Source organism: Micavibrio aeruginosavorus EPB, from assembly GCF_000348745.1.
GTDB classification, from domain to species: Bacteria; Pseudomonadota; Alphaproteobacteria; order Micavibrionales; family Micavibrionaceae; genus Micavibrio; species Micavibrio aeruginosavorus_A.
Genome location: NC_020812.1, coordinates 2,268,107 through 2,290,855, shown reverse-complemented (window position 1 = coordinate 2,290,855; position 22,749 = coordinate 2,268,107). Strand labels below are relative to the sequence as shown.

23 protein-coding genes are annotated in these 22,749 nt (G+C 56.7%); 9 read left to right on the top strand and 14 right to left on the bottom strand.

The window, feature by feature from the left end:
- From alr to A11S_RS10830, 3 genes are all read left to right on the top strand, one after another.
- A complete protein-coding gene (gene alr / locus A11S_RS10840) occupies nucleotides 1-1,176 on the top strand; it encodes an alanine racemase (protein WP_015468555.1) in 1,176 nt (391 codons plus the stop codon).
- Nucleotides 1,177-1,378: 202 nt separating this feature from the next.
- Nucleotides 1,379-2,116, top strand: a complete 738-nt coding sequence (locus tag A11S_RS10835; RefSeq protein ID WP_041803239.1) for an MlaE family ABC transporter permease — start codon at nucleotides 1,379-1,381, stop codon at nucleotides 2,114-2,116.
- A complete protein-coding gene (locus tag A11S_RS10830; RefSeq protein WP_015468553.1) occupies nucleotides 2,113-2,892 on the top strand; it encodes an ABC transporter ATP-binding protein in 780 nt (259 codons plus the stop codon). The genes A11S_RS10835 and A11S_RS10830 overlap by 4 nt, the downstream gene beginning before the upstream one ends.
- Here the strand turns inward: A11S_RS10830 and A11S_RS10825 are convergent, their stop codons facing one another.
- Complete coding sequence (locus tag A11S_RS10825; protein ID WP_015468552.1) at nucleotides 2,893-3,570, bottom strand: M15 family metallopeptidase; 678 nt, start codon at nucleotides 3,568-3,570, stop codon at nucleotides 2,893-2,895. It lies immediately after the preceding gene.
- 80 nt (nucleotides 3,571-3,650) lie between these two features.
- On the opposite strand from A11S_RS10825, the gene A11S_RS10820 reads away from it, so the two are divergent.
- The 3 genes from A11S_RS10820 to A11S_RS10810 all read left to right on the top strand — a co-directional run bounded on the left by A11S_RS10820 (nucleotide 3,651) and on the right by A11S_RS10810 (nucleotide 8,014).
- Complete coding sequence (locus tag A11S_RS10820; RefSeq protein WP_041803236.1) at nucleotides 3,651-4,754, top strand: PQQ-dependent sugar dehydrogenase; 1,104 nt, start codon at nucleotides 3,651-3,653, stop codon at nucleotides 4,752-4,754.
- 65 nt (nucleotides 4,755-4,819) lie between these two features.
- Nucleotides 4,820-7,414 carry a penicillin-binding protein 1A gene (locus A11S_RS10815; RefSeq protein ID WP_015468550.1) on the top strand — a complete coding sequence of 865 codons (2,595 nt, stop codon included), beginning with the start codon at nucleotides 4,820-4,822 and terminating at the stop codon, nucleotides 7,412-7,414.
- Between the two features lie 18 nt (nucleotides 7,415-7,432).
- Nucleotides 7,433-8,014, top strand: coding sequence for a YqgE/AlgH family protein (locus tag A11S_RS10810; RefSeq protein ID WP_015468549.1), 582 nt, complete (start codon nucleotides 7,433-7,435; stop codon nucleotides 8,012-8,014).
- Between the two features lie 26 nt (nucleotides 8,015-8,040).
- Here A11S_RS10810 and A11S_RS10805 read toward each other — a convergent pair whose 3' ends face one another.
- The 5 genes from A11S_RS10805 to A11S_RS10785 all read right to left on the bottom strand — a co-directional run bounded on the left by A11S_RS10805 (nucleotide 8,041) and on the right by A11S_RS10785 (nucleotide 12,973).
- Complete coding sequence (locus A11S_RS10805) at nucleotides 8,041-8,676, bottom strand: GNAT family N-acetyltransferase (protein ID WP_015468548.1); 636 nt, start codon at nucleotides 8,674-8,676, stop codon at nucleotides 8,041-8,043.
- A 20-nt stretch (nucleotides 8,677-8,696) separates the two neighbouring features.
- A complete protein-coding gene (locus A11S_RS10800) occupies nucleotides 8,697-9,959 on the bottom strand; it encodes a M16 family metallopeptidase (protein ID WP_015468547.1) in 1,263 nt (420 codons plus the stop codon).
- Between the two features lie 54 nt (nucleotides 9,960-10,013).
- A complete protein-coding gene (gene thrC / locus A11S_RS10795) occupies nucleotides 10,014-11,426 on the bottom strand; it encodes a threonine synthase (RefSeq protein ID WP_015468546.1) in 1,413 nt (470 codons plus the stop codon).
- A gap of 141 nt (nucleotides 11,427-11,567) precedes the next feature.
- A complete protein-coding gene (locus A11S_RS10790) occupies nucleotides 11,568-12,455 on the bottom strand; it encodes a PEP-CTERM/exosortase system-associated acyltransferase (RefSeq protein ID WP_235067773.1) in 888 nt (295 codons plus the stop codon).
- Nucleotides 12,456-12,769: 314 nt separating this feature from the next.
- Entirely contained in the window at nucleotides 12,770-12,973 is a 204-nt protein-coding gene (locus A11S_RS10785; protein WP_015468544.1) for a hypothetical protein, read from the bottom strand.
- Nucleotides 12,974-13,219: 246 nt separating this feature from the next.
- Between A11S_RS10785 and rlmN the strand changes: the two genes are divergently transcribed.
- The gene (rlmN, locus tag A11S_RS10780; RefSeq protein ID WP_041803234.1) at nucleotides 13,220-14,356 is read left to right on the top strand and encodes a 23S rRNA (adenine(2503)-C(2))-methyltransferase RlmN; all 1,137 of its coding nucleotides are present in this window, start codon (nucleotides 13,220-13,222) and stop codon (nucleotides 14,354-14,356) included.
- A gap of 59 nt (nucleotides 14,357-14,415) precedes the next feature.
- On the opposite strand, the gene A11S_RS10775 is transcribed toward rlmN, so the two are convergent.
- The 4 genes from A11S_RS10775 to guaA all read right to left on the bottom strand — a co-directional run bounded on the left by A11S_RS10775 (nucleotide 14,416) and on the right by guaA (nucleotide 17,759).
- A complete protein-coding gene (locus A11S_RS10775) occupies nucleotides 14,416-14,952 on the bottom strand; it encodes a hypothetical protein (protein WP_015468542.1) in 537 nt (178 codons plus the stop codon).
- A gap of 163 nt (nucleotides 14,953-15,115) precedes the next feature.
- Nucleotides 15,116-15,355, bottom strand: coding sequence for a hypothetical protein (locus A11S_RS12000; RefSeq protein ID WP_015468541.1), 240 nt, complete (start codon nucleotides 15,353-15,355; stop codon nucleotides 15,116-15,118).
- Between the two features lie 24 nt (nucleotides 15,356-15,379).
- Nucleotides 15,380-16,114 carry a hypothetical protein gene (locus A11S_RS10765; protein ID WP_015468540.1) on the bottom strand — a complete coding sequence of 245 codons (735 nt, stop codon included), beginning with the start codon at nucleotides 16,112-16,114 and terminating at the stop codon, nucleotides 15,380-15,382.
- Between the two features lie 10 nt (nucleotides 16,115-16,124).
- Nucleotides 16,125-17,759 (bottom strand): glutamine-hydrolyzing GMP synthase, encoded by a 1,635-nt coding sequence (gene guaA / locus A11S_RS10760; RefSeq protein ID WP_015468539.1) that lies wholly within the window; start codon nucleotides 17,757-17,759, stop codon nucleotides 16,125-16,127.
- Between the two features lie 63 nt (nucleotides 17,760-17,822).
- On the opposite strand from guaA, the gene A11S_RS10755 reads away from it, so the two are divergent.
- A complete protein-coding gene (locus A11S_RS10755) occupies nucleotides 17,823-18,803 on the top strand; it encodes a hypothetical protein (protein ID WP_015468538.1) in 981 nt (326 codons plus the stop codon).
- Nucleotides 18,804-18,966: 163 nt separating this feature from the next.
- Nucleotides 18,967-19,350: a hypothetical protein gene (locus A11S_RS10750; RefSeq protein WP_015468537.1), complete on the top strand. Its 384-nt coding sequence runs from the start codon at nucleotides 18,967-18,969 to the stop codon at nucleotides 19,348-19,350.
- Here the strand turns inward: A11S_RS10750 and A11S_RS10745 are convergent.
- From A11S_RS10745 to A11S_RS10730, 4 genes are all read right to left on the bottom strand, one after another.
- Nucleotides 19,347-20,024: a hypothetical protein gene (locus tag A11S_RS10745; RefSeq protein ID WP_041803231.1), complete on the bottom strand. Its 678-nt coding sequence runs from the start codon at nucleotides 20,022-20,024 to the stop codon at nucleotides 19,347-19,349. The genes A11S_RS10750 and A11S_RS10745 overlap by 4 nt on opposite strands.
- Nucleotides 20,025-20,142: 118 nt before the next feature.
- The gene (locus A11S_RS10740) at nucleotides 20,143-21,561 is read right to left on the bottom strand and encodes an RsmB/NOP family class I SAM-dependent RNA methyltransferase (RefSeq protein WP_015468535.1); all 1,419 of its coding nucleotides are present in this window, start codon (nucleotides 21,559-21,561) and stop codon (nucleotides 20,143-20,145) included.
- 28 nt (nucleotides 21,562-21,589) lie between these two features.
- On the bottom strand, nucleotides 21,590-21,982 hold the full coding sequence (locus A11S_RS10735; protein ID WP_015468534.1) for a hypothetical protein: 393 nt from the start codon (nucleotides 21,980-21,982) through the stop codon (nucleotides 21,590-21,592).
- A 158-nt stretch (nucleotides 21,983-22,140) separates the two neighbouring features.
- Entirely contained in the window at nucleotides 22,141-22,710 is a 570-nt protein-coding gene (locus A11S_RS10730; protein WP_235067763.1) for a GNAT family N-acetyltransferase, read from the bottom strand.
- Nucleotides 22,711-22,749 lie beyond the last annotated feature (39 nt).

The window sequence follows — 22,749 nt, the reverse complement described above, 5'->3', positions numbered from 1 at the left end:
ATGGGAAACTATGATAAATTATCGCGCATGATGATGTCCGATCCGTTAACAGGCGGCCGCCTGACCATTGATTTAAACGCCATATCCGCCAATATCCGCCATTTTCAGGATGTGGTCGGCCCGCATTGTGCAGTCGCCGGTGTGGTGAAGGCCGATGCCTATGGGCTGGGGCTGGTGCCCGTGGCACAGACCTTGCGCGCTTGCGGCGTGAAGACGTTTTTTGTGGCCACGCCGGATGAAGGGGTTGCGTTGCGCGGCCTGTTCCCGGGGGCGGAAAATATCGCGATTCTGGGCGGGTTGTATCCCGGCGCGGCGCAGGATTATCGGGCGCATCGTCTGACCCCTGTGCTTAACGATCTGGGGCAGGTGAATGCGTGGCGCAGTTTTGCCGCCGGCGCGCCTTGCATTTTGCATATCGATTCGGGAATGAACCGTCTGGGGCTGGATGCGGCCGACCGCGCGGCGATTCTGGCGGACCCGTCCCGTCTGGCCGGGTTGAACCTGCATCTGGTCATGAGCCATTTTGCCTGCGCCGATGATGCCGACCATCCCATGACGGCCCGGCAATTCTCGGTGTTTGATGATCTCGCGCGCCGGACCTGTCCGGGTGTGCCGCGATCCATGGCCAATTCGTCGGGGGCGATGCGCCTGCAATCCTATCATCTGGACATGATTCGGCCTGGCATGGCGGTGTATGGCCTGAACCCGACGCCCGAAACGGCCAACCCGATGGCCCCGGTGGTCCGATTACAGGTGCCGGTGCTACAGGTTCGTACCGTTCCGGCCGGGGACTCCGTTGGGTATGCCGCGACATGGCGGGCGGATCAGCCCACCTGTGTGGCCACGGTGGCGCTGGGCTATGCCGACGGGTTCCTGCGGTCGCTCAGCGGCCGTGGGGTGCTTTATGCAAATGGCGTGGCCTGCCCTGTACTGGGGCGCGTGTCCATGGATCTGGTCACGGTGGATGCGGGCGGCGTGCCCGGATTGAAGCCCGGCGACGTGTTGGACGTGATCGGCCCGGGACAGGGGGCTGATGATCTGGCGGCCCAGGCGGGGACAATCGGCTATGAAATCCTGACCAGCCTGGGCGCGCGCTATCGCCGGACCTACCTCCATTCTGGGGATCAGCCGGGGATGCGGGCGGACTCTCCTGCGGGCTTATCCGCCGAAAAATAATGGATTTTTCGGGCATTTGCGGGTAAGAAGACTTCCGTATTCAAAGCAGATGGACAATAGCATTATGACCAGCGAAGCCAAGATCGAGACGCCGGGTGTTTCCGGAGGGGGTTCGGGCAAAACCCCGCTGCACCAGCAGATCCACGCGCACCCCATCACGGAAAAATTGCTGGATGCGTGCGAAACCATCGGCGGCACGATCATGCGGCTGATCCGGGGCACGGGGCGGTTATCGTTGTTCGTGGGTCAATCCATCGCGCATATTTTCCTGCCGCCGTATTTCCCGCGTCTGGTTTTGCGTCAGCTGATTGATATCGGCTATTACTCCCTGCCTGTCGTCGGGATGACGGCGTTGTTTACGGGCATGGTGCTGGCGTTGCAATCCTACACGGGCTTTACCCGTTTTAATGCCGAAGGGGCGATTGCCGGTGTGGTTGTTTTGTCGATGACCCGCGAATTGGCTCCGGTGTTGGCGGGCTTGATGGTTGCGGGCCGCGTTGGTGCGGCGATTGCCGCCGAAATCGGCACGATGCGCGTCACCGAACAGATTGATGCGCTGACCACCTTGTCCGTTAATCCGTTTAAATATCTGATCGCGCCGCGTGTTCTGGCGGGGACGCTGATGCTGCCGTGCCTGGTTTTGCTGGGTGATATTGTCGGTGTGTTTGGCGGCTATATCGTCAGCATTTATAATCTGGGCTTTAACCCGGGCCGATATCTGTCACAAACATGGGACGTTGTCGAAAATATCGACGTGATTTCCGGTTTGATCAAGGCGGCGGTGTTTGGCCTGATCGTTGCGGTGATGGGATGTTATCACGGGTATAATTCCGGGCGCGGGGCCCAGGGTGTCGGCGCGGCCACAACCAATGCGGTTGTGTCGGCCTCGATCCTGATCCTGATTTTCAACTATCTCCTGACGCAGGTGTTTTTCTCATGAGTGGCACGACCAAACTCCATCTGTCGAATGTGCACAAATCCTTCGGGTCGAAACGCGTTTTACAGGGCGTTGATCTGAACGTTCAGACGGGCCGATCGATGGTGATTATCGGCGGGTCGGGGACGGGCAAATCCGTTATGTTGAAATGCGTCCTGGGTATTATCCGCCCGGATTCGGGATCGATCCTGATCGATGGGCGTGAATCTGTCGGGCTGGATTCCAAGGGCCGCGATGAAGCCATGCGTAAATTCGGCATGCTATTTCAGGGTGCGGCGTTGTTCGATTCGCTGAAGGTGTGGGAAAACGTGGCCTTTGGCCTGATCCACGGGCGTGGCATGGACCGTCGCAAGGCCTATGACATTGCCGTTGAAAAGCTGATTGCTGTCGGGCTGGACGAGGCGACGGGCCATCTGGTCCCGGCGGAATTATCGGGCGGCATGCAAAAACGTGTTGGCCTGGCCCGCGCCATCGCGACCAGCCCGGAAATCATTTTCTTCGATGAACCGACAACGGGCCTGGATCCGATTATGGCGGATGTCATCAATAACCTGATCGTGAAATGCGTGAAGGAGCTGGGCGCAACGGCCATGTCCATCACGCATGATATGGCCAGCGTCCGCAAAATCGCCGACGATGTCGCAATGATTCACGAAGGCCGCATCATCTGGACCGGTCCGGTGGAACAGCTGGACAATTCCGGCAATCCATACGTGGATCAATTCATCCATGGCCGCGCCGAAGGGCCGATCAAGAACAGCGTTGGCAAAGCGGCTTAATTAAATCGCCACCATCTTCATATCGTCCGGCAAATCGCGGTCGTGAATGGGGGCGTAGGCATCCGTGTAGGTTTTCGGGAATCTGAAATCCCACCATTCGGCGGGCAAGGGCAGCATCGGTTTGTTATGCCGGGCCGCCGCCATCATCATGCAATCTTCCAGAAATGCGCGATTGTCCAGCACAGGCGCGGGCAGGGCGGTGTAGGACCGCGCCGCCGGATTGTCGGCGGGGTTGGTCGTTAAATGATCGAAAACCGTACCCATATCAATCAGCACCCCGTTCTCATCGCAGGGCGTAATGTCCACCGCCATTGCGCGCGGGTGGCCACCCATGCCGGGCGGGGACAGCAATCGCGGTTCGACCAGCCATTGTGGATTGGCCTTCACAATGTCGGTATCCTGCATCAGGGCTTGCGCCTCAACCGGGCGCAGTCCGTCTTTCAGAATAAAAATCCATTCGCGTTGCGCATAGGCAATTTTTGCGGCATCGGCGACAATGGCCGCAAAATCACGGTGCAGCCAGAACCGGGCCGTTTCGCGGTACAGGGCGCGCCCAAAAATATTTTCCGGGTGATCAACCTGCGCATAGACCAGGTCAACACGCAAAGGCAGCCCATCCCGGGCGGCCCATGCGCCCATGTCGATTAAATCGGTTGCGGGAATATGTTGTTGATCCATGGCTGTTGTCCTTGCGGGTTGATCCTGCCGCAAAGATGGTCACAATGGAAGGGTGGTTTTTACAAGGGGCGATTATTCTTATGCGCATTTTATTGATTGTTTTTTCTGTTCTTGTCGCTTTTCCAATCTCTATCCATGCGGCGGGCGATCCGTTTGTTGTGGAAACGGTGGCGGGTGATTTTGATCGTCCGTGGGCGCTGGCGTTTTTGCCGGATGGCGATTTTCTGGTGACCGAACGGGACGGGGTCTTGTGGCGTGTGGCCAGCGACGGCCAAACGCGCACGGCGATCAAAGGGCTTCCCCGCATTGTGGCCCGCGGGCAGGCGGGGTTGTTTGATATCGCACTGGACCCCGATTTTTCCCAGAATAACCGCGTCTATATCGCCTATGCGGGGCAGGGCAATGGCGGATATGGGACAGAGATTGCGCGGGCGCGCCTGTCCCTGAGCGATAATATACTGGTGGAAACGACGGTTCTGTTTCGGGCTCTGCCAAAATCCGGTTCAAACCAGCATTTCGGTGGCAAATTACTGTTTCTGCCCGATGATACGCTTTTGTTATCGCTGGGCGAACGCAACGACATGCGCGAAGCGCAGAATAAGGGCAATCACCTTGGTGCGATCATTCGGATTGATCGCGACGGCAACGTGCCGACGGACAATCCATTTGTGAAGCAAAGCTACGCCAAGCCTGAAATCTATTCCTATGGTCATCGCAATATACAGGGGTTGGCGTTGCAACCCGGTACGGGTGTGGTGTTCGAACATGAACACGGTCCGCGTGGCGGGGACGAAGTGAATATTATCAAGCCGGGCCGCAACTACGGTTGGCCGGAAATCACATACGGACTTGATTACACCGGATTTAAAATCACCGACCGCACGGCGGCCCCGGGCATGGAGCAACCCCTGATCCACTGGAGCCCGTCCATCGCCCCCAGTGGCATGGCGTTTTATGATGGTGATCTGTTCCCGGAATGGCGTGGGCATTTGCTGGTCGGGGCGCTGGCCGGGGAATCCTTGCGCGTGCTGGAGGTTGATGGCGACCGAATCGGGCAGCAACAGACCTATCTGAAAGATTTGGGTGAGCGTATTCGCGATGTTCGGGTCGGGCCGGATGGGGCTGTTTACCTGTTAACCGATTCGGCGGAGGGGCGTCTTCTGCGACTGGTGCCAAAGTCATAATCTTTTGCGATAAACCCGGTGTCTCCGGCCTTTATCCTGCCTGATTCCTGTGCGATAAAAGAGGCATGAAATGGCTCTATTATTCGATTCTGGCGTTGTTTTCCCTCGGCATGCTCGGCTTGATCGCCGGGGTGGCGATTGTCGTTGTGGTGATCAGCACCTACAGCCGGGATCTGCCCGACTACAGTGCGTTGAAAGATTATAATCCGCCCGTCACCACGCGGATTTATGCCGGTGACGGACGCCTGATGGAGGAATATGCCGCAGAGAAGCGGATCTTCGTGCCCATCGATTCCATGCCTGATCTGGTCAAGAACGCTTTCATCGCCGCTGAGGATCAGAATTTTTACACGCACCAGGGTGTTGACCCGATTGCGATTGCGCGCGCCGTTGTCACGAACTTCAAAAGCGGTGGCCGCCCGCAGGGTGCATCGACCATTACGCAACAGGTTGCGAAAAACTTCCTGCTGACCAACGAGGTCAGTTACGAACGCAAAATCCGCGAAGCCATTCTGGCCTTCCGCATGGAAAAGGCGATGAGCAAGGATCGTTTGCTCGAACTCTATCTCAATGAAATTTTTCTGGGGCAACGCTCTTATGGCGTCGCTGCCGCGGCGTTGAACTATTTCAACAAATCCCTGTCCGAGCTGAGCATTGAGGAGGCCGCGTATCTGGCCGCCCTGCCCAAGGGGCCGAATAATTACAGCCCGGCCCGGCATTATGATGCCGCGATTGCGCGCCGGAACTGGGTGATTGATCGCATGGTTGTGAATGGCTATGTCGATGAGGCGCAGGCTGATATCGCCAAGGCCAAACCGTTGACCGTTGTTGATCGCGGGGCCGGTGATATCGTACGTGCGCCGTATTTTGCCGAGGAAGTCCGCCGTGAACTGGAAGCCCGCTATGGCAAGGACGCCCTGTACGAAGGCGGGTTGGCCGTGCGGACATCGGTGAACCCCACCCTGCAGGCGATTGCGGAAAAATCGCTGCGTGATGGGTTGATGGCGTTTGATCGTCGCCGTGGCTGGCGTGGCCCGGTGTCGCATCTGGATTCGATTGATAACTGGGTTGACCGTCTGGCGGTCGTCCCGCGCCCGGAGGGGATGTTGCGCCACTGGGATATGGCGATTGTCACCGAAGCGTCAACGGATGCCGTGAAAATTGGTCTGGCCTCTGGCACGCGCGGCGCGTTGAGCGCGGACGATGTGAAATGGACATCATCAAAACCATTGATCGTTGGTGATGTGATCATGGTTGAAACCGTGACGACGAAGGCCGAGGATAAGGCCGGGGATAAAGCTGGGGACGGGAAAGAGAAAAAAACCATCCATGTGCGTCAGGTGCCAAAGGTCAACGGCGCGTTGATCGCCATGGACCCGCACACGGGCCGTGTTCTGGCGATGCAGGGGGGCTGGCATTTCGACAACAGCTCCTTCAATCGCGCGACCCAGGCGCAACGCCAACCGGGATCGGCGTTCAAGCCGTTTATTTATCTGGCCGCTTTGGATAGTGGTTTTACGCCGTCCACGCTGGTGCTGGATGCGCCGTTGGTGATTGACCAGGGGCCGGGTCTGCCGAAATGGCGTCCGACCAACTATTCGAACGAATATTATGGGCCGACGCCGATCCGGGTCGGGGTTGAAAAATCCCGGAACCTGATGACGGTGCGTCTGGCTGATTATATCGGCATGGACAAGGTTGCGACCTACGCCGAAAAATTTGGCATCTTTGATAAAATGAAAACCAACCTTGCCAACTCGCTCGGGGCGCAGGAAACGACGGTTCTGGATATGACGGCGGCGTATGCCATGCTGGTCAATGGCGGCAAGAAAATCACGCCGACCTTTATTGACCGGATTCAGGATCGCCGCGGCAAAACGATTTACAGCGATGACGCGCGCCAATGTGACGGGTGCGGCCCGCTGATTGAATGGGCGTCACAGGACGCGCCGGTGGTTCCCGACACACGCGAACAGATCAATGACCCACGGACCGCGTATCAGATGGTCTCCATTCTGGAGGGTGTTGTTCAACGTGGTACGGCGGCGAAAATTCGGTCGCTGGGCGTGCCGCTGGCCGGGAAAACCGGAACGACGAACGATTCCAAAGATGCATGGTTTGTTGGGTTCTCGCCTGATTTGGCCGTTGGTGTGTTTATGGGCTATGACGAACCCAAATCCTTGGGTGCAAAGGAAACCGGGGCGTCGGCGGCGGTGCCGGTGTTCAAGGATTTCATGGAAGGCGCGTTGAAGGATCAGCCCGCCACCCCGTTCCGGATTCCGCCGGGTATCCGTCAGGTGCAGATTAACGCCGAAAGTGGCGCGCGTGCCCGTCCGGGGGACAAGAAAACCATCTGGGAAGCGTTTTTGGCCGGAACCGAACCGACCGATAAAATCTATATTCTGGATGGGAACGGCATTTCCGTGATGTCCAGCTTCCAGCGCGATTTGCCTTATGCCGGCACGGCGGCGGACCAGCCGTGGCAAAGCGACAGCGATCTTCTGTCCCCCTATACCCAGCCGATGCCCGATGGCAGCGTACCGGGCGTGGTGGTGGATGAACAACAACTCTACTCATCCCAGCCCTATGGCCCGCAGCCGGAAACGAGCGGCGGATCGCGTCCGCAATCGGTCACGACGGGAACGGGCGGGTTGTATTAAGGCGAATGGAATAAACGAATGACAGATCACGCAGACACGTTTCTGGTCGGAAAATTGTTACTGGCCATGCCAAATATGGGCGATTCCCGCTTTCAAAAAGCGGTGATTTTTATGTGCGCGCATGATGACAAGGGGTCCATGGGATTGGTCATCAACAACCCGTTGCCGGGGGTTGAATTTTCCGAATTGGTCGCGCAGCTCAATGTCGCCAATGACGATGTGGACGAAGATATTCTCTACAGCCTGCAGGTTTTAAGCGGTGGGCCGGTTGAATCCGGGCGCGGATTCGTTTTGCATTCCGCCGATTTCGCGCAAAAGGACACCGTCCGCGTCAAAAGCGATATTCATGTGACGGGCACGCTGGATGCCTTGCGCGAAATCGTGCAGGGGCGCGGGCCGGAGCAGATGCTGTTCGTTCTGGGGTATGCCGGGTGGTCGCCGGGCCAACTGGAACAGGAAATTCAGGATAATGCCTGGCTGATCACCGATGCGCCCGCCGATCTGGTGTTCGGCGTTGATGCCGCCCGCAAATGGGAAAACGCAATCCAGCGCATGGGTGTAAACCCGGCGATGTTGTCCGGCGCGGCGGGCCGGGCCTGATCCCTGAGCGGACAATGTTGTTTAGGTCACGCGGGGATGTTCAGGCTTGATCCGGGCAGGGTGGTTTTCCATGTCTCGATGCTCAATCCGAACAGCAGGTGGTCCTGCCACTCACCATTGATCTGCAAATACCGCTTTGCATAGCCCTCTTCCTCAAACCCCAAACGGGTCAGCAGGGATTTGCTGCGGCCATTATGCGGCACGCACCCGGCATTAACCCGGTGCAGTTTCAGGGGGCCAAAGGCATGGCCCAGGGCCAGCATGGCGGCCTCTGTCATATAGCCCTGTCCTTGGGATTGTTCATCCAGCCAATAGCCCATGGATGCGTATTGCGCAGCCCCGCGGACAATGTTGTTCAGGTTGATGGCCCCGATCAGTTGCAGATTATCCAGCCGGATAATCACAAACGGACAGGAATGGCCCGTGCGCATGTCGCGCTGCTGTCGGCTCAGGCGGCGGTTAAACGCGGTGGGGGTCAGGGCGTCATCCGGCCATTTCGGTTCAAAGGGCTGAAGATAGGATCGATTGCGCGTGCGCGCGGCAATCCATTGATCCATGTCACGGCGTTCCGGGGTGCGGATGACAACGCGTTCACCGCTGATGGCCAAATTCATGGATCGTGTTGGTGGTGCGGCGGGGCGCAGCAGGTTTGCAATATTCATGCGGTTCCCCCTCCCCAGATTTAGGCGCGCAGGCGGGCGCGCAACGATTCGTAGGATTCCAGTTGTTGCAGCGGGCCCAGGGCGGCCACCGTCGGTACCGTTGCGAAAATCCGTTGCGACAGGCGCAGGATATCGTCGTCCGTTACCGCGTCGATTTTATGCAGCAATTCCGCGACATCCAGTTTTTTATCGAAATAAATCAGGTGTTTGGCCTGTTGTCCGGCGCGGGTCATCATGGATTCGCGGGCCATCAACAGGCCCGATTTCATTTGCGTCTTGGCGCGTTTCAATTCGGCGTCGCTGACCACATCATTGGCGATTTTTTTCAATTCATCGCACACGACCGGGATCAATTCGCCCAGCCGTTCCGGCCCGGTGCCCGCATACACGGCAAACTGACCATCATCGGCGTAAGAGCTGTGGAAGCTGAACACGGAATAAACCAGTCCGCGTTTTTCGCGCACTTCCTGGAACAATCGTGATGACATGCCGCCGCCCAGAATGGTGGACAGGGCCACGGCCGCGTAATAATCCTCATCATGGCGGGAAATGCCCTGGAACCCCAAAACGATGTGGCTTTGTTCCAGATCTTTTTCCGCACGGCTTTGGCCGCCGGTGTAATGGGCGGCGGCGGTTGTGACCTCCTGGTCTTTTGGCAGGGCGTTAAAACGCTCGCTCGCCATTTTCACCAGCGCGTCATGCGTAATATTACCCGCGGCGGAGAGCACCAGATTTTTCGGGGTGTAGCAGCGATTGACGTAGCCCTGCAGCGTGTCGCGCTGCATGTTCGCAATAATGTCGTTGCGGCCCAGAATGGGTGCGCCAAGCGCTTGGTCCGGGTAGGCGGTTTCCTGATACAAATCGAACACCAGATCATCCGGCGTGTCGTTACTCATCCCGATTTCCTGCAGGATGACATCGCGTTCGCGTTCGACCTCATCCTCCGGCATGGTGGTGTTTTGCAGGATGTCGGACAAAATATCCATCGCCAGCGGCGTGTGGTCCTTCAGCAAATGAACGTGATACGCGGTGATGTCGCGGCTGGTGTAGGCATTGACGTTGCCGCCGACATCTTCGATCGCTTCGGCGATCTGGGCGGCGGTGCGGGTTTTGGTGCCCTTGAACATCATATGTTCGACCATGTGGGCGACGCCGTTATGGATCATATCCTCGTGCCGTGTACCCACGGCGGCCCAAACGCCAATCGCCACGGAATCCATGGACGGAATTGAATCGGTAACAACCCGGAGACCCCCGGGCAGGGTTGTGATTTCAATGCTCATAGCGTTTAGAGATAGATCAATCCAGGGGTTGCGGCAAGGGTATGCAGGGCAGGGTTAGCGGCGAATCGCTTTGGCTTCGTTACGGATATAGGCTTGCACCTTGCCCAGATCGTTGGGCAGGACGATGTAATGCTCAGCCTTGCCCAACAACCCGTCGAGGGCGGCGGGCATGGGCGGGCGGATGCCGATGGCTTTTTCCACCGCATCGGGGAATTTGGCCGGGTGGGCGCAGGCCAGCGCCACGACCGGCACGGACGGGTCATCCCGTTTCGTCATCGCGCCATACAGGCCAACGGCCGTATGCGGATCAATCATCACACCGGATTGCAGGTAACATTCGCGCATCGTCTGCAACGTGGTGTCATCGTCACAGCGTTGCGCGGTAAATTCGCGTTTGGCCTTCTGCATCGAATCCGGGTTCATGATAAAGGCCTTTTGCACCTTGAAAGCGTGCATCAGTTTTTTGAGGCCTTCATAATCCCGGCCCATCAGGTCGCAGAGATAACGCTCGAAATTGCTGGAAATCTGAATGTCCATGCTGGGGGACAGGGTTGGTGTAACCCGTTCCATCCGCATGTCGCCCGTTTCAAAAAAACGGGTCAGGATATCGTTTTTGTTCGTCGCCACGATCAATTGGTCGATGGGCAGGCCGATGCGGCGCGCGCACCATCCGGCGTAAACATTGCCAAAATTCCCCGTCGGCACGGCGAAGGACACCGGGCGGTGCGGTGCACCCAAGGCCAAAGCGGCGGTCGCGTAATACACGATTTGCGCCATGATGCGCGCCCAGTTGATGGAATTGATGGCGGATAAATTCAAATCCCCGCGCATTTTCGCATCACCCAGCATGGTTTTCACCAATGTCTGGCAATCATCAAATGTGCCTTCCACCGCGATGTTAAAAACGTTCGGCGCATCCACCGTTGTCATCTGGCGGCGTTGGATTTCGGATGTGCGCCCCTTGGGGTGCAGGATGAAGATATCGATGTTCTTGCAATTGCGGCACGCTTCAATCGCCGCCGACCCGGTGTCGCCCGATGTCGCACCGATGATGGTCAGGCGCTGCCCCTTTTGTTCCAGCAGGTAATCGAACAGCCGGCCAATAAATTGCAGGGCGTAATCCTTGAACGACAATGTGGGCCCATGGAACAATTCCATGATCCACGCGCTGGGGCCAACCTGAACCAACGGGGCCACACAGGCATGGTCGAACGATCCGCCTTCATACGTGTCCTGCAAAATTTTAAACAACACGTCCGGCGGCACGGCTTTGCCGACAAACGGCGTCATAATCTCCATAGCGACGTTGGTATAGGGCGTGCCCGCCAGATGGGACAGCAGGTCGCGGTCAATCTCTGGCCACATGTCAGGGATATACAGCCCCGAATCGGGCGCCAACCCGGCCAGCATGACATCGGTAAAAGATTGCGGTGTGCCCGGACCCCGGGTGGAGACGTAACGAATCATAGGGATATTTGAGCATAGACCGGACTTGGTTAAAAGAACCCGTATAGCCATAAGAAAAGAAAAACCGCCCGGTCACAAGGACCGAAGGCGGCGAAGTTAGGGTCAAAGTTCAGGACTAAAACCGTAGGAATGGAAAACCGGTCACACGCGCGGCGGCGGGGTGGTCAGCCGTTCGAAAATCATGTCCATGCATTGCTGGTCGAAAATCTGGTCCTGCCACTGGTTTTGATCCAGCTCGTTGGCCTTGATATGCAGGCGGCCCCGGTCGGACACAATTTCCCAGCAGGGCGGATTTTGCAGGATCATATTGTCCAGCGCATGTTTGATGTTGAAGATGATGGGTTGCTGTTGCCCGCCAATATCCAGACGCGGGCCCAGCACGCGGTAAGACAGGCCGATGCGTTGCAGGGCATAAAGCTGGTCCGGGTCCATGACGCAAACGCAATCGGTCAGGCCATTATCCAACGCCCCCTCAAACGCGGCGCGCAGAAGGCCCAGCGGAGCAAACGGAATAACCCGGCGGATAAACACCGTTGTGCCATCGGCGTTCATGCGCACGGCTTGATCTTGTTCATTATAACTGGGCAACACGCGGCCATCGCCCGGACGGCGGCGGAAATCCCGTGTCATGCACAGGCGGGAGACTTCGCAGAAGCGATGGACCCGGTCCGGCATATGCAACAAGGGATGATCGCAGACGAATTGAAGTGGAAAGCTGCTCAAGGGACGGTCGGTCCGCGGCATGACCACACGCACCGTGCCCACCGGTTCGTCCGTCATTTTGTGATAGAGCAGATAGTGCAACGAATTATCGTCGAACGCGTCTTTTTCCATCGCGCTGGTCGATGCGCCGCTGGTCTGTTCCATATCGTTATCGACACAGTAAATTTCGTATCGAAGTCGGAACACAATCTCCTTCAAGGCATTGGTGTCAGCCTGAATAATGCGAAACGCTTTCTGGTACGCAGGATAGAAAGATTTGGATCGCACACTGTCCAGACATGTGGCCAGAAAGTCCTGGGTCGACATGGTGGAAACCTCCAAATAAAACTGTTTCGGTTTAAAATTTAATTTCACAAATAGTCCCAGCTTTATATTACGCGCATCGCCTTACGATTTTTTTAATTAAATCAAAGCGTTGTTGTAAATTTGATGGGGATTTGAATAAAAATCGATCCGTCGCAAATTGCGCACGCCACCGGCGTGGCGCATGGCGGTGGAAACCATTTGAAAATAAACCGGAAAACAAGAAAGGCGGCCACTCATCTGGACCGCCTTCCTGGCATAGAACCCGGGCCGTATTGGCTCTTGCGGGTTCATGTCTTGATATACACCAGCCTCACTTAGTGCTGGTGATGATGCCCGTGGTGATGGCCATGACCGCCACAGCACCCGCCGCCTTGCGGTTTCTCGGCTGCTTCGGCCTTGCTGGCCCCACAACAGGATTGGCCTTCTTCAACGCGCTTGGCGTGGGCACCACAGCACCCGGATTTTTGTGCGGATTCGCTTTTGCCGCCGCCCAGCAATTCTTTGATTTTCGCAAACATGGTGTCCGTTCCCCTTTGAATAAATAAGATGGGATGGTCCGATTTTTGATTTGCCAGATCCGACTTACTCAAACTTGGCGGATCAATCGCGGCCATCCCACTAATGATATGGGGTTTCCATGGGGAACGGCAAGGGGATTCGCCAGCCCCCCATACGGGGGAATAGGGGGGTGGTAGAGCGCTGAAAAGGCCCGTTTTTCCGCTTTTCTTTGACTTTCCCGGCCCCCCTCCTGTATGTATGCGCGCATGAGCGTTACATCCCATGCCACGAAATTTGCCGCCCCGCGCACCGACGCGGCCGGCCGCATTGCCCTGATCGGTCTCACCCTGCCCGAAATGATCGCGGCGCTGGAGGCCCACGGTCTACCCAAATTCCGCGCGAAACAGGTTTGGCACTGGGTGTACCACCGTGGCGTGACCGATTTCGAGGCGATGACCAACCTGCCGCGCGATTTGCGCGACACGCTGATTGAAAAATTTTCCATCGAACGCCCGGGCGTGATGACGGAACAAAAATCAACCGACGGCACGATGAAATGGCTGCTGGTCATGGCCGATGGGCAACAGATCGAAATGGTCTTCATCCCTGAATCCGACCGCGGAACGCTGTGCGTGTCATCGCAAGTGGGCTGCACGCTGACCTGCCGCTTCTGCCATACGGGCACGCAACCGCTGGTCCGCAATCTGGGCCCGCATGAAATCCTGCAACAGATCATGTATGCCCGCGACGTGCTGGGCGAATGGCCGGTTGCGGGGGAGAAGAAAGACGCGAACCAGGGGCGCGACCTGACCAACATCGTGCTGATGGGCATGGGCGAGCCGCTGTACAATTACGCCAACGTGGCCAAAGCGATGCGGATTTGCATGGACGAAGAAGGTCTGGGCATTTCCAAACGCCGCATCACCCTGTCGACCTCCGGCGTTGTGCCGCAGATCGTACAATGTGGCGAAGAACTGAACGTCAATCTGGCCATTTCCCTGCACGCGCCGAACGATGCGGTGCGCAGTGAAATCATGCCGATCAACAACAAATACCCGCTGGCCGAACTGCTGGACGCCTGCCGCAACTATCCAGGGCTCAGCGATAACCGCCGCATCACGTTTGAATATGTGATGTTGAAAGACGTCAATGATTCCGATGATCATGCGCGTGAATTGGCACAACTCCTGCGCGGTATTCCGTGCAAAGTGAATTTGATCCCGTTCAATCCGTGGCCGAACAGCCCGTATGAGTGCTCCAGCGGCAACCGCATCCATGCCTTTGCGCGCATTCTGAACGGTGAGGGCTACGACGCCCCGATCCGCAAAACCCGCGGCCAGGACATCCTCGCCGCCTGCGGCCAGCTTAAATCCGAAAGCCAGCGGGCGAAGCCTTCCGCGTAAGCCAACAAAAAACCGCAAAAAAAAAAAAAAAGCGGTTTGTTTATGTGGTGTGTGTTGGATCAATTTCCAACGGCGGACAGCAACGTCACTGCGTCAATCACCTTCTTGCTGGCCTCGCTGATCAGCAAGATATCTTTGTCGACCTGCACATACTGGTACCCGCGCGGGGCCGGGGAGAGCAGGTCGCGCAAATCACGCGGCAGGGGCATAAACCGGACATCATCCGGCAATGGGTATCCAATGCGGTATTTCTTTGCAATACCGGGCGGCAGGCACCCGTTATTCTTCTTCGCCAACCCCGGCGGGCAATCTTTGCGGTAATTGCGGTTCAAATAATCGTTCAGAACGTGGCGATCCTTCTCCCCGATCAAGATGCTGACCAGGTCATCGTCGCCATGGCGGCCATCATGGCCCCGACCATCTCCTCTGTCTTCATGTTGTTCCTGTGCATGTTCGGGCTTGCCGTTGCCCTTTCCACCCTTGTCGGCCAGGGCGATGGACGCAAACGCACCCATGACCAACCCGGTGGCCATGAAGGCGATCATGCCATGTTTCAATACGGAACGCAGATCGATGGTTTTTGTCTGTGCTGTCATTGACGCTTCTCCTCAAAACCGGATTTGGGGTCTGTTTTCAACCCCCTCTTTTCAGGGTGACCCCCGTTTATGGCGAAAATAAGGGACGCTTTTTCAAATAAAAACAGGGGGATGGTGATGCCATCCCCCTGACGTCTCATCCCATAATGGGTGGTTTTTGGGCTTATTTCCCGGCCTTGCCATGCCCGCATGATTCATCATGCACATGGTCATGCCCGCAATCGCCGTGATCATGGTCATGGCTATGATCGTGGTCACAGCACGATCCATCAGCGTGATGGTGGTGGTGCCCGTGATGATGGTGGTTCCCCACACTCAACCCGGCCATCCCCGAAAACGCCGACCCCGGCATCGTGCTGGACCCCATCAGGCTGTTTTTAATGAAGTTGAATTTGCTGGTCATGGTTTTGTCCTTTTCTTTGATCGTTCATTTCCAATGTGACGTTATAAGGTTCATGGCTACAGGTATAATTATGGCTGTGATTGCTACACCAATCACCCAATTACTTATTTTTTCGTATCTTTCTGCCTTGTTTGAAGCAAAGTAAATATAGGGTTTTAATTTTGACCCGAATTGAAGATATGAAAAAGATACTGCGGATGCAGTTAGCATTGCTGCTTTGTAGATAGAGTTTTTGCTTTCGTCTCCGTTTTCGTAAAGGACGCCGAAAAGAAGGGTTCCAAGTACAAATAGGCTCACGAACGATTCTGCTTTTTCGTTAGGATGGAGCAATCCATTCCACGTTTTTTTGCTTTCTAAGGTTCTGCCGATTTCTGCAATAAAGTGTTCGGCTATAATTCTCGGCTCACTATCTTTTATCTCAACAAATATTCTTGATTTTAATTTTTCACGATTCAATTCTGTAAGAAAAAGACACTCTTGGTTTGTTCGTACATTGGTGTACTTCAGATTTATTTCAATTTTTGCTGTCGTGTCGGAGAATTTATCCCACTTAAAATCCGCGACGGATTTTAAGGTCTCTGTGCCAAAAAAGTCGGTTATTGAAATGGATAACCCATCTCTTAGTTCCGCTTTTTCCTCAGGGCTCCATTCTTTTGTGAGTTGAGTTGTGCATAATAAAGTCTCTTTCTCTATCGCCTTTATAAGGCCGACAGTGACCAAGATTGATGGAACGTTTCTTTCTGTTTGATACGTTTTCATTCTCTGGATTTTATTCCCACTCAATGGTCCCGGGTGGCTTGCTCGTAATATCATACGTCACCCGGTTAATCCCCGGGACTTCGTTGATAATGCGCGTTGCGACTGTGCCCAAAAATCCATGATCGAAGGGGAAGTAGTCGGCGGTCATGCCGTCGGTTGATGTTACGGCGCGCAGGGCGCAGGCGTAGTCATAGGTGCGGCCATCGCCCATCACGCCGACGGTGCGGACGGGCAGGAGGACGACGAAGGCTTGCCAGATGGTGTTGTACAGGCCCGCCTTGCGGATTTCTTCGAGGTAGATCGTGTCGGCTTTGCGCAGGATATCCAGTTTCTCGCGCGTGATTTCGCCGGGGATGCGGATGGCCAGGCCGGGGCCGGGGAAGGGGTGGCGGCCCACGAAATCCGGGTGCATGCCAAGGGCAATGCCAAGCGCGCGCACTTCGTCCTTGAACAATTCGCGCAGCGGCTCGACCAGTTTCAGCGTCATGCCATCGGGCAGGCCGCCGACATTGTGGTGCGATTTGATCGTCACGCTGGGGCCGCCGGTGAAGCTGACCGATTCAATGACGTCGGGGTACAAGGTGCCCTGTGCCAAAAAGGTGGCGTCGCCGACGCGGGCTTTGCATGCATCGAACACTTCAACGAAGCTGGCACCGATAATCTTGCGTTTGGTTTCCGGGTCGGATACGCCCGCCAGACGCGTCAGGAACAGATCCGACGCATCTTCGTGGATCAGCGGGATGTTGTAATGTTCGCGGAACAGGTTGACGACCTGTTCGCTTTCATTCGCGCGCATCAATCCGGTATCGACATAGATACAGGTGAGTTGATCGCCAATCGCTTCGTGCAACAACACGGCGGTGACGGATGAATCCACCCCGCCGGACAGGCCGCAGATCACGCGTTCCGTGCCGACCTGTTTGCGGATTTTCGCGATCATTTCATCGCGGAAGGATTCCATGGTCCAGTCGCCGGAGCAGCCACAGATTTTATGGGTGAAGTTTTTCAGCAATTGCCCGCCATGCGGTGTATGCACCACCTCCGGGTGGAACTGCACGCCGTAGAAACGGCGTTCATCATTCGCAATGAAGGCGTAAGGCGCGCCCGATGATTGCCCGATCACGCTAAACCCGGCGGGCAGTTTGGTGACGCGGTCGCCGTGGCTCATCCACACTTGTTCTTTGGCGCTGACGGTCCACAGCCCCTCGGTAATGGGGGAGGCGGTGACGATGTCGATATGGGCGCGGCCAAATTCGCGGCCCCCGTCCGATCCATCGGTTTCGGCATGGTGGCTTTCTACCTTGCCGCCCAGTTGTTCCACCATCGTTTGCTGGCCATAGCAGATGCCAAAGACGGGCACGCCCATGGCGAACACGCAATCCGGGGCGCGGGGCGATCCGGCATCGGTCACGCTGGCCGGGCCGCCGGACAGGATAATGCCCTTGGGGCCAAAGTCGTAAATCCGTTCATCGGATGCCGCGTTAAAGGGCCAGATTTCGCAATACACGCCATTTTCGCGCAAACGGCGGGCGATCAATTGTGTGACCTGCGACCCGAAATCCAGAATCAGAATCCGGTCATGATGGCCGGCTGCGGATGGGGTCGGTTCATGGGCGGCCTGGGCCGCGGCGGTGTCATTTTGCATGGCAAAACATATAGACGAAATTTTACTGGAAACCAAGCATATTGCCTGTGCTATAAGGGGTTTATGACAGTCTACAATGCCGACTTTGTGAGCCATCTTCTCCCCGATCTGGTCGCTGCCTGTGATGCGGCGGCGGTGCAAAATGTGCGTTCGGGTCATGGCGGACCGTTCGGCGCGTCGCTGTCGGTTTATAACCGTGACAGCGGGGCGCTGGTGCCTGTGGCCGGGCCGGTGTGCAATGCTGTTTTGGAAACGGGATTGGCCGGGGCGCATGCCGAGGATCAGGTGTTGCAACCCGCCGCCCTGCACGCGTTGCGTGATGCGCTTCAAACCGTTGGGCGCGGTTGCGCGATTGTCGTTCTGGCGTCCAGTGGCGAAAGCTGTCCGGCCTGTTATTCCAAAATTGAAATCGTGGCGCGCACTTTGGTGACCGATGGATTGATTGAGGCCGGGGCGTTTGTGCTGGCCTATGGCGCATCGTATGAAGATACGCGCGTGGTCGCCGGGTTTAACGATGAACCCTATCACGCCGATATGGCCGGACCCCTGCAAAATCGTATGATTCCGTGTGTGCGGGGGGATGGGGCTTTGCCCGTTCCCGCCCGCGTGGTGATGCCGGATGGCGCGGCCTATGACGGGGCCGATGGCCGCATGGCGCAGGGCACGCCGTTGTTCACGCCGGAAATTCAGGCGATCTACACCGCCTGCCGCGCGCAGAAAAAAGCTGGCGTGGATGAACCGTGGAATTTACGGCGGGCCGTTTTGTACACCACCGCGCCCGCGGTGGGGCCGCTGATGTATGCGGAATCACAATGGGCCAATATCGGGCGCATCGTGCAATGTGATGGACCCGTGGCGCTGACGGAGGCGCCGGATGCGACCAATGATGCCCTGTTCGCCGTGGTGGCCGCGCGGCCCTATAACGGGCCGGGAACCGCCGTGCATGTCGTGCGGGTCACGCCGTTTGCCAATCTGGCCCAGCATGAATGGGCGCGCCTGAGCGAGGCCGGGCAGGTCGCGCATTATAACGGGATCGAAGCATAAAAGATGGGGCATAAAAGACGGGCCTGATCCGTTTTGCTGCACCCGCGAAATTTGTTTGACAATTCGGACCCTTATTTTCTATAACCGCAACCGTTAATAGAGACCCCACGCCAAAAACCCGAACAAGAGGTTCAGCGCGGCGGTGGTGATAAGGATTGTGGACATGACCCCGAAGACGACCCCGGTTAAAACGTTGGTTCTGGCCTTTGCGCGCGCCGATCAAACGCCTGTGCGCATTGCTGTGGCCGATATCGCCGCCATCAGCGTGGTGAAGAACACCGCCCTTCATTCCCTGCACATGAAAAATGGTGATACGCATTTTGCCGTTGCGGGCCCGGCGGCGGATACGCTGGCGCAGATGGATGGAAAAATCCTTTCCATGCGCGCACCGTTCGGGGATGCGGTTTACATCGTCGCGGATGCAATTGAATCCATTGCATCGAATGCGCGGTGTGCGGAGGAGTCCATGCGCGTGACGATGACAGGCGGTCACACGCTGGCTGTTTTAGGTCCGCAGAAAGAATTGTTCCAGAAACTGGCGCGTTAGAGTACGGGCGCTGCCTTTGGCCAGAAGCGCGATGACGGGTTCTTCAGTTCACTGTCCGAGAATCGTGCCTCGATTTTTTCCAGCGTTTTCTTATCAATGCTATGGTGCCCGTCCAGAACCAGCGGGGCCACGTAAACCGGCTGGCAACCGCCTTCGGCCGTCTTGCGGAACATCACGCTGGGCGGTGTTGTGTCGATGCCGGCGCGTTTGGCGTGGTCCTTGGCGTAGCGCGCGGTCTGTACGATAATTTTTGCGGCTTCGGTTAAATGGGCGTCGTGGCGCATGCATTCATGAGGTGCCTTGTGCATTTCATCACCAGACAAAAATGCGGCAAAGGCGCGGGCCTGACCGAACATGGTGGTGCACAATTCACCCTTGCCGAATTTGTGGAACGGGATCAGCGGTTCGATCATGGTCAGATAAGACCGCTCGCTCAGCTTGACGTGACAGAATACGCGCGGCAAATGCGGGTTGTGATGTTCGTGGCTGCGGCATGTTTCCGCGAAAGCCATCGCCACATCCGGCACATGGCACAGACGGAAGATGTGCGATTCATCCGGTGAGAGGAGAAGACCCTGGTCTTCCGCGATCCACATATATCCCGATTCTTCCCGCAGGCTTTGGGTGGCCTGGGCGACGGTCTTGCCCGTCAGGTTTTTCAGCTGTGCTGCCATGATCGATGAAATTCCTACGCCATTCTTTGTTGCGACGTTGTTCGAAATATCACACATTTTTACGCTCTTATGGAAAGTTACGCAATCATCAAGCTATTTGTTGTTTTGGATCAGTATCTTAGGTGGTTTTTCGGCGCAGGATAGCGGCAAAAAACCCGTCTGTATTATGCCGACGCGGGGACAGGCGCATAAAGGGCCCGCCCGGTGTGGCGGCCAACTTGTCCCCCATATCCGGCACGGCTTCGGCAATCGGCCAGATTTCAAAATCCGGGTGGCGGGCCAGGAAGGCGTTGATCTGGTCCTCGTTCTCACGCGGCAGGATGGAACAGGTGGCATACACCAACCGTCCGCCCGGTTTCACCGCGCCTGCGACCTTGTCCAGAATTTCGGCCTGCGTCTGCACCAGCGCATCCAGCGACGGGCCAAAGGCGCGCCAGCGTGTATCCGGGTTGCGACGCCATGTGCCCGTGCCACTGCACGGCACGTCGGTCAACACGACGTCGAATGTTTCCTTCTGACGGCGCAACCATTTGCGGTGGCGTTCATCCGACAGCGGGCGAATTTCGATGATGTCGCTGGCGTGGGCGCGGCGGAATCGCGGACGGGCGCGTTCCAAACGGGCTTCTTCCAAATCCATGGCGACGATGCGACCCTTCGGGCGGCGTTCGACCTGCATGGCGTTGATCAGGGCCAGCGTCTTGCCGCCGGCACCGGCGCAATAATCCAGAACCTGTGCGCCCGGCTTGGCGTCGCACAGATACGCAATCAACTGCGATCCTTCGTCCTGAATTTCAACGTGCCCTTTGGTGAAGGCCTTTGTTTTCGACAGGAAGGCCTTGCTGCGGGCGCGCAATGTCCATGGGCATAGCGGGGCGTCATCCACTTCAACGCCGTCTTTCGCCAGCGATGCGCGGACTGCATCACGGTCGGTGGCCAGCAGGTTGACGCGCAAATCCAGCGGGGCGGATGTCAGCATCGCTTCCATCTCGGCGGCGAAGTCTGTACCCCACAATGCGCGCAAGGCGTCTTCGTGTTGAGGCGGGCATTCGACGCGGATGGCTTCGGGCATGTCCGGGTGGTTCATCGTGTGGCCGGTTGCCGCACGGATCAATTTCAATTCGTCATCATTCAGTTCTTCGGGGTCGTATTTGCCGCCGTTGAACATTTTTTCCAGGCGGGCACCATCAACATTTTCGCCCAGCATCATCCACAAAATGACGCGCGCGCGGTTGGTGTCCGGCGCGGACAGATGATCCATCCACCAATTCAGGCGGGCCTTGGCGCGCACCATGTTGTACAGGCGCTCAACAATCTCCGCCCGGTCCTTGGACCCGATATAACGGCGAAAACGCATATAATCGCCCACCGTGCCATCCATGGGGATGCGGCTGTGATCGATTTTGTCCAGAATGTCTAAAACGGCCTTGAGCCGTGCGCCCGGTGTCATGATGGGCGGGTTTTGCCACAGATGGGCGCGGAAAGTACAGGAAAATCGGCGCAAAATGAAAAACCCCGCCGTTGGGCGGGGTTTTTGCATCGGTCGGGCTTAAAACCCGGGTCCGAAATTACTCAGCAGCGTGACCGTCATGGGTCTCGGCAGCCGGGGCTTCAGCGGCCGGAGCGTCCGTTGCCGGAGCAGCAGCTTCTTCTTTCACCAGTTTGCCTTCTTTCACGTTCAGGGTCTGGCCATCAACCGTTTTGTGTTCGCCATCCGGAGCGGCGGTGCGGTTGCCGTCTTTGTCCAGAACGAATACGGAGTCAGCTTCAACAACAACGCTCGTGCCATCAGCCAGCGTGTAGGTCAGGATGCTTACTTCTTCAGCAGCAGCCGGAGCGGCCGTTTCAGCAGCAACTTCAGCCTTCATTTCCGTCGCCGGAGCAGCATGGTCGTCCGCTTTCGCAGCAACCGGGGCAGCCAGAACAACAGCAGCAGTCAATACACTCAACAGAGCCTTCATAATATGTGTCCTCCTCAGGAACAAATGTGCGGTATGCGATTCCAATATAGGATTTGATGATGAACAGAAAGTGAAAAAATGGGCTTACCCATTGAATGTCATGATAAAATCACAATTCAGGCCCCCATGACACAATGCCGCCATAATGTGCCGCCTGATTATGCAGAATCTTGTTTTTTCATTGCTAAAATTGGCTTTGTGTCGCGCCAGCCAAAGCACACTTCACGCGCTTTGCGCGATCCGGCTTCGATCTCGCGCTTACCGATTCGCTGACCGCCCAGTGTTGTGTAAAATGCACCGGCGCGCTTATTGGCCTCCAACGCCCACAGGCACATGGATTTGTGTTTCATATCCAACAAGGCCTGCGTCGCCGCCTGCATCAGGGCCAGCCCGTGTCCCTGCCGCCAATGGTCGGGCAAAATGTAGATCGCATAAATCTCTGCCGTATAAAGCGGGCGGATCAGCGAGACCCCGGGGGGCGGGGTTTTCAATTTGCCAAAACTGACCACGCCGACGGGCGATCCATCGGGCAGGCAGGATACCAGCGCGGAAAACCCGTCACTGTCCAGCCATTCGCGCCATTTGCCGCGGTATTCGTCTTCGGTTTTTGCCGCCAGCCAGTCCGGGTCGACAAGGCCGTCATAGGTAGCATGCAAGCCGCTGACCAGAATGCGGGCCAAAACATCAATATCATCGTGTGTCGCAGCGCGAATTGCCATTCTATCCATTCGAACTATATCCTTAGGCGTGTATAGTGACGGTCAGTT

Bases quoted from the DNA above. Each gene is read 5' to 3' on its own strand.
- alr (WP_015468555.1), top strand. From the start codon at position 1: ATGGGAAACTATGATAAATTATCGCGCATGATGATGTCCGATCCGTTA.
- A11S_RS10835 (WP_041803239.1), top strand. From the start codon at position 1,379: ATGCGGCTGATCCGGGGCACGGGGCGGTTATCGTTGTTCGTGGGTCAA.
- A11S_RS10830 (WP_015468553.1), top strand. From the start codon at position 2,113: ATGAGTGGCACGACCAAACTCCATCTGTCGAATGTGCACAAATCCTTC.
- A11S_RS10825 (WP_015468552.1), bottom strand. From the start codon at position 3,570: ATGGATCAACAACATATTCCCGCAACCGATTTAATCGACATGGGCGCA.
- A11S_RS10820 (WP_041803236.1), top strand. From the start codon at position 3,651: ATGCGCATTTTATTGATTGTTTTTTCTGTTCTTGTCGCTTTTCCAATC.
- A11S_RS10815 (WP_015468550.1), top strand. From the start codon at position 4,820: ATGAAATGGCTCTATTATTCGATTCTGGCGTTGTTTTCCCTCGGCATG.
- A11S_RS10810 (WP_015468549.1), top strand. From the start codon at position 7,433: ATGACAGATCACGCAGACACGTTTCTGGTCGGAAAATTGTTACTGGCC.
- A11S_RS10805 (WP_015468548.1), bottom strand. From the start codon at position 8,676: ATGAATATTGCAAACCTGCTGCGCCCCGCCGCACCACCAACACGATCC.
- A11S_RS10800 (WP_015468547.1), bottom strand. From the start codon at position 9,959: ATGAGCATTGAAATCACAACCCTGCCCGGGGGTCTCCGGGTTGTTACC.
- thrC (WP_015468546.1), bottom strand. From the start codon at position 11,426: ATGATTCGTTACGTCTCCACCCGGGGTCCGGGCACACCGCAATCTTTT.
- A11S_RS10790 (WP_235067773.1), bottom strand. From the start codon at position 12,455: ATGTCGACCCAGGACTTTCTGGCCACATGTCTGGACAGTGTGCGATCC.
- A11S_RS10785 (WP_015468544.1), bottom strand. From the start codon at position 12,973: ATGTTTGCGAAAATCAAAGAATTGCTGGGCGGCGGCAAAAGCGAATCC.
- rlmN (WP_041803234.1), top strand. From the start codon at position 13,220: ATGAGCGTTACATCCCATGCCACGAAATTTGCCGCCCCGCGCACCGAC.
- A11S_RS10775 (WP_015468542.1), bottom strand. From the start codon at position 14,952: ATGACAGCACAGACAAAAACCATCGATCTGCGTTCCGTATTGAAACAT.
- A11S_RS12000 (WP_015468541.1), bottom strand. From the start codon at position 15,355: ATGACCAGCAAATTCAACTTCATTAAAAACAGCCTGATGGGGTCCAGC.
- A11S_RS10765 (WP_015468540.1), bottom strand. From the start codon at position 16,114: ATGAAAACGTATCAAACAGAAAGAAACGTTCCATCAATCTTGGTCACT.
- guaA (WP_015468539.1), bottom strand. From the start codon at position 17,759: ATGCAAAATGACACCGCCGCGGCCCAGGCCGCCCATGAACCGACCCCA.
- A11S_RS10755 (WP_015468538.1), top strand. From the start codon at position 17,823: ATGACAGTCTACAATGCCGACTTTGTGAGCCATCTTCTCCCCGATCTG.
- A11S_RS10750 (WP_015468537.1), top strand. From the start codon at position 18,967: ATGACCCCGAAGACGACCCCGGTTAAAACGTTGGTTCTGGCCTTTGCG.
- A11S_RS10745 (WP_041803231.1), bottom strand. From the start codon at position 20,024: ATGGCAGCACAGCTGAAAAACCTGACGGGCAAGACCGTCGCCCAGGCC.
- A11S_RS10740 (WP_015468535.1), bottom strand. From the start codon at position 21,561: ATGCAAAAACCCCGCCCAACGGCGGGGTTTTTCATTTTGCGCCGATTT.
- A11S_RS10735 (WP_015468534.1), bottom strand. From the start codon at position 21,982: ATGAAGGCTCTGTTGAGTGTATTGACTGCTGCTGTTGTTCTGGCTGCC.
- A11S_RS10730 (WP_235067763.1), bottom strand. From the start codon at position 22,710: ATGGATAGAATGGCAATTCGCGCTGCGACACACGATGATATTGATGTT.